The sequence below is a fragment of the Corallococcus sp. CA054B genome (assembly GCF_003611625.1).
GTDB lineage: Bacteria > Myxococcota > Myxococcia > Myxococcales > Myxococcaceae > Corallococcus > Corallococcus coralloides.
Map to the genome: position 1 here is coordinate 1 of NZ_RAVY01000313.1, position 7,223 is coordinate 7,223.

Here is a 7,223-nt window from a genome sequence, read left to right on the forward strand (position 1 = left end):
CCCCAGAGCCCCACCGCGCAAACGAGCGCCGCGGCTGCCCGCCCCTGCCTGCTCCAGCTTCCCTTCGACATGGACCGTCCTCCCTCGTGTGTGGGTTCACCCTGGAGACGCAGGCCCCTGTCGAACAAGGCACGCCCAGCGAGTGCAATGGGTGGCCGTGCCGCTGGCCGTCCCTCCCTGGCAGTCGACGCCCTTCGCACTCGCGCACCCCATCTCCAGCGGGGAAGGTCACCCACCACCAAGGAGCGCGCATGTCGCTGCATGGAAGGGATGAAGTCCGCGACCGCATCAACGACGACGTCTACGCCTCACCGGACCTGTCCATCCCGATGCCCAAGTTCCGCATCCCGGATGACGAGCACAGCCCGGAGCACGCCTATGCGGTGGTGCACGACGAGCTGCTGCTGGACGGCAACTCGCGGCAGAACCTGGCCACCTTCTGCCAGACGTGGGCCGAGCCCCAGGTGCACCGGCTGATGGACGAGTGCCTGGACAAGAACATGATCGACAAGGACGAGTACCCGCAGACCGCGGAGATCGAAACGCGCTGCGTGAACATGCTCGCTGACCTCTGGCACGCGCCGGACGTGAACAACTCCATTGGCACCTCCACCACCGGCTCCAGCGAGGCCGCGATGCTGGGCGGCCTGGCCATGAAGTGGCGCTGGCGCAAGCGCCGCGAGGCCGAAGGCAAGCCCACGGACAAGCCCAACCTCATCTGCGGACCGGTGCAGATCTGCTGGCACAAGTTCGCGCGCTACTTCGACGTGGAGCTGCGGCAGGTGCCGCTCGCGCCCGGCCGGATGACGCTGACGCCGGAGGAGGTGCTCAAGTATTGCGACGAGAACACCATCGGCGTGGTGCCCACGCTGGGCGTCACCTTCAACCTCGTCTATGAACCGGTGCAGGCCATCTCGCAGGCGCTGGACGGCCTCCAGCGGCGCACGGGCCTGGACATCCCCATCCACGTGGACGCGGCGAGCGGAGGCTTCCTCGCGCCGTTCATCCACAAGGACGTGGTGTGGGACTTCCGCCTGGAGCGGGTGAAGTCCATCAACGCCTCCGGCCACAAGTTCGGCCTGACGCCGCTGGGCTGTGGCTGGGTGGTGTGGCGCGACAAGAGCGACCTGCCGGACGAGCTGGTGTTCCGCGTGGACTACCTGGGCGGGGACATGCCGACGTTCGCGCTCAACTTCTCACGGCCGGGCGGGCAGATCGTCATCCAGTACTACAACTTCCTGCGCCTGGGGAAGGAGGGCTACCGGCGCGTGCAGCAAGCGTGCTCGGACACCGCGAACTTCATGGCGAAGGCCATCGAGCAGATTGGCCTCTTCGACATCCTCTACGACGGCCGGGGCGGCGTGCCCGGCGTATGCTGGAAGATGAAGGACGGCGTGAACCCCGGCTTCACGCTCTATGACCTGGCGGACCGGATGCGCGAGCGCGGCTGGCAGGTGCCCGCCTACCCCATGCCCGCCCACCTCCAGGACCTGGTCGTGCAGCGCGTGCTGGTACGCCACGGCGTCAGCCGGGACCTGGCCACGCTGCTGGTGCACGACCTGGTGGCCAGCATCGAGCACTTCCGCCGCCACCCGGTGAGCACGCCCATGTCGCAGCAAGAGGCGTCCGGCTACCACCACTGAGCACCCACGACGAAGAGGGAGCGTTCCCCATGCGAGTCATCACCCGTCACACCGTGCTCGTCGTGGGGGCCGCGGCCCTGGGGCTGGCGGCTGTCGCGCTGGCCCAGGGCACGTCCGCGCCCGGCGCGCATCCACCTCCCCATGGCGTCCCCGGCAGGCTGCTCGCGGCGCTGGGCCACCAGCCCTTCATCCTGCTGTTCCTCGTCGTCGCGGCGGGCTACGCGCTGGGCAAGGTGCAGGTGAAGGGCGTGGGCCTGGGCGCCACCGCGGCCACGCTGCTGCTGGGAATGGTGGTGAGCCTCTGGGCCTTCCAGTCCTTCCACGTCACCTACGCCATCCCGGAGTTCACCAGCACGGTGTTCTTCAACCTCTTCATCTTCGCCATCGGCATGAAGGTGGGGCCTCAGTTCATTGGCGGCCTCCAGCGCGAGGGACGCCACCTGCTGCTGCTGTCGCTGCTGGTGCCGCTGGCGTCCGCGCTGCTGGTGTACCTGGCGAGGTTCGTCTTCCACCTGGGGCCGGGGCTCATGGCCGGCATCCTGTCCGGCGCGAACACCGCCACTCCGGGCTTCGGCGCGGCGCAGGCGGCGCTGGGCGGCGGCGCGGTGAAGCTGCCCGCGGGCACGACGCTGGAGCAGGCCCGCGCGAACCTGACCACGTCCTACGCGCTGCTCTACTCCGTCAGCATGGTCGTCTTCACGGTGATGGTGAAGGTGCTGCCGAAGGCCTTCGGCCGGGACGCGGCGGCGGATGCCAAGGCGATGGAGAAGGCGCTCGCGGGCGAGCAGCAGGCCCCCCTGCCCGGCACCGCCGAGTCCTTCCTCCGGGGCAACGCGTCCGTGCACGTGCGGGTGTTCCGCGTGGAGAGCCCGGAGGTGGACGGGCACTCGCTCGCGCAGCTTGCGCACCTGGCGCCGCGCGCGGGCATCGAGCGGGTGCTGCACGCGGGCCGCATCTACCTGCCGGAGGACGGGCTCGTCCTGCACCGGGGGGACGAGGTCGCCGTGGCGGGCCCGGTGGGGCTGCTGCTGCAGGGGCCCACGCGCATCGGGCCGGAGGTGAACTCACCGCTGGGAGACGTGCGCGTGGAGACGGTGGAGATCGTCGCGCACAAGGCGGACCTCGTCGGGCGCACGCTGGGGGAGCTGGCCCGCGAGGAGGGCCACGGCCTCTATCTCAACGCGATGTTCCGCGCCGGTGACGCGCTGCCCATCGACCCGGACGAGGTCATCCGCCGGGGTGACGTGCTGCGCGTGACGGGCAGCCGCCGGCGCCTGGAGGCGCTCCAGAAGCGCGTGGGCCACCTGGTGCGGCCCAGCCTGGTGACGGACATCATCACCCTGGCCCTGGGCCTGTCGCTGGGCGCCTTCCTGGGCGCCATCACCGTGCCGGTGGGCGGGGTGAAGTTCAGCCTGGGCTCCGCGGTGGGGCTGCTCATCGTGAGCATCGGGCTGAGCATCCTGCGCACGCACAACCCGGCGTTCGGAGGCCCCTTCCCGGAGGCCTCGCGCGAGCTGCTGGAGGACCTGGGCCTCAACGTCTTCATCGCCATCCTGGGCATCAACGCGGGCGCGGGCGTGGCGAGCGCGGTCGCGGGGGGCACGCTGGTGCCCATCCTGGTGGTGGGCGTCATCGCGGCGCTGGTGCCGCCCACCCTCGCGTGGGCGGTGGGCCAGTACGTGATGAAGATGAACACCGCGGTGCTGATGGGCGCCGTCGCGGGGGCGCGGTGCAACAGCGCCGGCATGCGTGCGTCGCAGGAGGCCACGAACAGCATCATCCCGGCCATCGGCTATCCGGTGACGTTCGCCGTGTCGAACCTGCTGCTCACGCTCATCTGCTACCTCTTCGCGCTGATGGGCTGACGCCCCCGCGCCGAAGGCCGCGGACCCGCCCCACGGGACGAGGTCCGTGTCGGCTCGCGTGGGCACCTCATGCCCAGGAGGTCGTGCATGGCAAGCAAGGCGAAGCCCTCGGGCAATGGACACCGCAAGCAGGCGAAGCAGAAACCCAACATCCTGGTCATCTGGGGAGATGACATCGGCTTCTGGAACATCAGCGCCTACAACCAGGGGATGATGGGCTACCGCACGCCCAACATCGACCGCATCGCGAAGCAGGGCGCGATGATGACCGACTGCTACGGCCAGCAGAGCTGCACCGCGGGCCGCGCGGCGTTCATCACCGGCATGAATCCACTGCGCACGGGGCTCACCACCATTGGCATGCCCGGCGCCAAGTACGGCCTGCAGGACTCCGACCCCACCATCGCGGAGATGCTCAAGCCCCTGGGCTACACCTGCGGCCAGTTCGGCAAGAACCACCTGGGCGACTCCAATCCCTACCTGCCCACGAACCACGGCTTCGACGAGTTCTTCGGCAACCTCTACCACCTCAACGCGGAGAACGAGCCGGAGTGCCCGGACTACCCCAAGGACCCGTCCTTCAAGGCCCGCTTCGGGCCGCGCGGCGTGCTGCACAGCTGGGCCACGAACCGCAAGGACGTCACCGAGGAGCCGCGCTGGGGCGTGGTGGGCAGCCAGCGCATCGAGGACACCGGCCCGCTCACCACGAAGCGCATGGAGACGGTGGACGGCGAGTTCCTGAAGGGGTCGCTGGACTTCATGGAGCGCGCCGTGAAGGACGGCAAGCCGTTCTTCGTCTGGCACAACACCACGCGCACGCACGTCTGGACGTTCCTCCAGGAGAAGTACCGGAACGCCACGGGCTACGGCCTCTACGCGGACGCGATGCGGGAGCTGGACGACATCGTCGGGGTGCTCCTGGACAAGCTGGATGAGCTGGGCATCGCGGACAACACCCTGGTGGTCTTCTCCACCGACAACGGCGTGGAGAAGATGGGCTGGCCGGACGGCGGCAACAGCCCGTTCCGCGGGGAGAAGGGTTCGACGTGGGAGGGCGGCGTGCGGGTGCCGTGCGTGGTGCGCTGGCCGGGCGTGGTGGAGCCGGGGCGCGTCATCAACGACATCTTCGCGCACGAGGACTGGATGCCCACGATGGTGGCGGCGGCGGGTGGCCCCAGGGACCTGGTCGAGAAGTGCAAGCACGGCCACAAGGTGGGGAACAAGACCTTCCGGGTCCACCTGGACGGGTATGACCAGAACGGGCTCCTGGCCGGCACGGAGGAGGGCCGCCGGAACGAATTCATCTACGTGCTCGACAGCGGCGACCTGGCGGCGGTCCGGTACAAGGACTGGAAGATCATCTTCAGCTACCAGGACGGTGAAGGCCCGGACATGTGGTTCAGCGGCAAGCGCTTCAATCCGGCGTGGCCCTACCTCATCAACCTGCGCTCGGATCCGTTCGAATACGGGCCCCACTCCGGCCTGTACACGTCCTGGTACGGCGAGCGCATGTTCACGTTCGTCCCGGCACAGATGCTGGTGAAACAGTTCGCGGAGAGCCTCATCGAGTTCCTGCCCAGCCAGGCCCCGGGCAGCCTGAGCATCGGGCCGATGAAGGAGCGCGTGAAGCAGCAGATGGCGGCGGCGCGAAAGAAGAAGGCGGAGCCCAGCGTCAGCGACCAGGTCATGTCCCTGGCCAACGACGTGGAGCAGTTCATCCACCGCTTCCAGCAGTCGCACCAGTAGCCGTCCAGGCCGTCGGGCCGTGGAGCGCCCATTCCTCCACTGCCCGACACCCCTCCTGTTCCCCGGTGCGAGTGTCATTCCCCGCGCCGGGCCGGATGTTCTCCGTTGGAGGACTTCAAGCCATGCACCGGAATGACAACCGTGACGCCGCTCCCGACGTGGAGTCCACCGAAACCGCCGCGCGACCCGGCCGTGCTCCGTTCCCGGACATGGTCTGGATTCCCGGCGGCACGTACTGGATGGGCTCCGACCATCACTATCCCGAAGAGGCCCCCGCGCATCAGGTGACCGTCTCCGGCTTCTGGATGGACCGCTTCACCGTGACGAACGAACAGTTCGCCCGCTTCGTCGAAGCCACCGGCTACGTCACCGTCGCCCAGCGCCCCCTCAATCCCGCGGACTACCCCGGCGCCACACCGGAGACGCTCGTCCCCGGCTCGCTCGTCTTCCAGAAGCCCCAAGGCCCCGTGGACCTGGGCAACGTGGCCCACTGGTGGGGCTATGTCCCCGACGCCTGCTGGAAGCACCCTGAAGGCCGCCGCTCCTCCGTGAAGCACCGCCGCGACCACCCCGTCGTCCACATCGCCTTCGAGGACGCGGCGGCCTATGCCGCCTGGGCCGGCAAGGACCTCCCCACCGAGGCGGAGTGGGAGCGCGCCGCTCGCGGCGGCCTGGACCGCAACGAGTTCTGCTGGGGCAATGACCTCACCCCCAACGGCGAACACCTGGCCAACACCTGGCAGGGCTACTTCCCGTGGCAGAACCTCCGCGAGGACGGCCACGAAGGCACCTGCCCCGTCGGCGCCTTCCCGCCCAATGGCTACGGCCTGCATGAGATGACCGGCAACGTCTGGGAATGGACCACCGACTGGTACCAGGCCCGCCACCAGGGCAACAAAGGCAAGGCGTGCTGCATCCCCGTCAACCCGCGCGGCCCCGCCACCGAGCAGGGCAGCCAGGACCTGTTCACCTCCGCCATCACCATTCCTCGCCGCGTCCTCAAGGGCGGCAGCCACCTGTGCGCGCCCAACTACTGCCGCCGCTACCGCCCCGCGGCGCGCTCGCCCCAGGCCGTGGACAGCGGCGCCAGCCACATCGGCTTCCGCTGCATCGTGCGCCCGTAGCCGCTACGCGCTGCCGGCGCTCGGAGGAACCGGCGAGCCCCGCTCCATGGCGAAGCGCGGCGGCACCACCACCGTGGCGAACACCAGCCCCAGCACCAGCTGGAGCGCCACCAGCAGTACGTTGAACAGCCGGGCGTCCTCCGCGCCCGCGGCGCCCGCGCCGAGCAGCGCGACGACGGCTTCCGTGCCGATGAAGCCCGGCGTCAGCTGCAACATCCCCGGCATGATGACCGTCATGGGCATCCGGTCCCTCCCGCGCCCGTAGAGCAGCCCCGCCACGCCCAGCACGAACGCGGACACCAGCGGGCTGCCCCGGTCCCCGAGCAGCAGCTTCGCCACCGCCTGCGTCTCGTAGGCGAGCAGCACCCCGCCGACAATCCATGCCACGTCGCGCGGCCTCCCCGACATGCACACCGCCAGCGCCACCCCGCCCACCGCCATCAGGAAGAACGTCAGGAGCGGCGGCAGCGCGTGCGCCTCGAAGTGGGGCGGCAGCCGCCATGCGAACTCCCACAGCGTCCCCGCCGCCGCGATGCCCACGCCCAGCATCAGGAAACGCAAGAGGCCGTACATGAGCCGGGGCAGGCCTGCCTCCACCGACTCCATGGCCAGCTCCAGCGAGCCCAGCGTCACCACCGTCGCGGGCACCAGCAGCACCACCCCGCTGTACAGCGACCGCACGACGTTGAAGGGCGGCAGGAGGAACGAGAACCCGAGCGCCACCAGCGTCCCCAGGAACGCGGCGAGGAAGCCCTTCTGCAGATCCACCCGATGCGAATTCAACGTGCCGAAGTGGATGCCCCCCACGATGACGCCCACGCAGAAGGCCACGAGCATCTCCCACC

5 protein-coding genes are annotated in these 7,223 nt (G+C 69.3%); 4 read left to right on the forward strand and 1 reads right to left on the reverse strand.

What is annotated here, in order from left to right; genetic code table 11:
- Positions 1 to 251 precede the first annotated feature (251 nt).
- From D7V80_RS39490 to D7V80_RS39505, 4 genes are all read left to right on the forward strand, one after another.
- The gene (locus D7V80_RS39490) at positions 252 to 1,643 is read left to right on the forward strand and encodes a glutamate decarboxylase (RefSeq protein ID WP_120592941.1); all 1,392 of its coding nucleotides are present in this window, start codon (positions 252 to 254) and stop codon (positions 1,641 to 1,643) included.
- A 29-nt stretch (positions 1,644 to 1,672) separates the two neighbouring features.
- Positions 1,673 to 3,508, forward strand: coding sequence for an aspartate:alanine exchanger family transporter (locus tag D7V80_RS39495; RefSeq protein WP_120592942.1), 1,836 nt, complete (start codon positions 1,673 to 1,675; stop codon positions 3,506 to 3,508).
- Between the two features lie 87 nt (positions 3,509 to 3,595).
- Entirely contained in the window at positions 3,596 to 5,254 is a 1,659-nt protein-coding gene (locus D7V80_RS39500) for an arylsulfatase (RefSeq protein WP_120592943.1), read from the forward strand.
- Positions 5,255 to 5,376: 122 nt separating this feature from the next.
- A complete protein-coding gene (locus D7V80_RS39505; RefSeq protein ID WP_120592944.1) occupies positions 5,377 to 6,378 on the forward strand; it encodes a formylglycine-generating enzyme family protein in 1,002 nt (333 codons plus the stop codon).
- Between the two features lie 3 nt (positions 6,379 to 6,381).
- Here the strand turns inward: D7V80_RS39505 and D7V80_RS39510 are convergent.
- The coding region (locus tag D7V80_RS39510; protein ID WP_120592945.1) for a threonine/serine exporter family protein at positions 6,382 to 7,223 on the reverse strand (842 nt) is incomplete at its 5' end.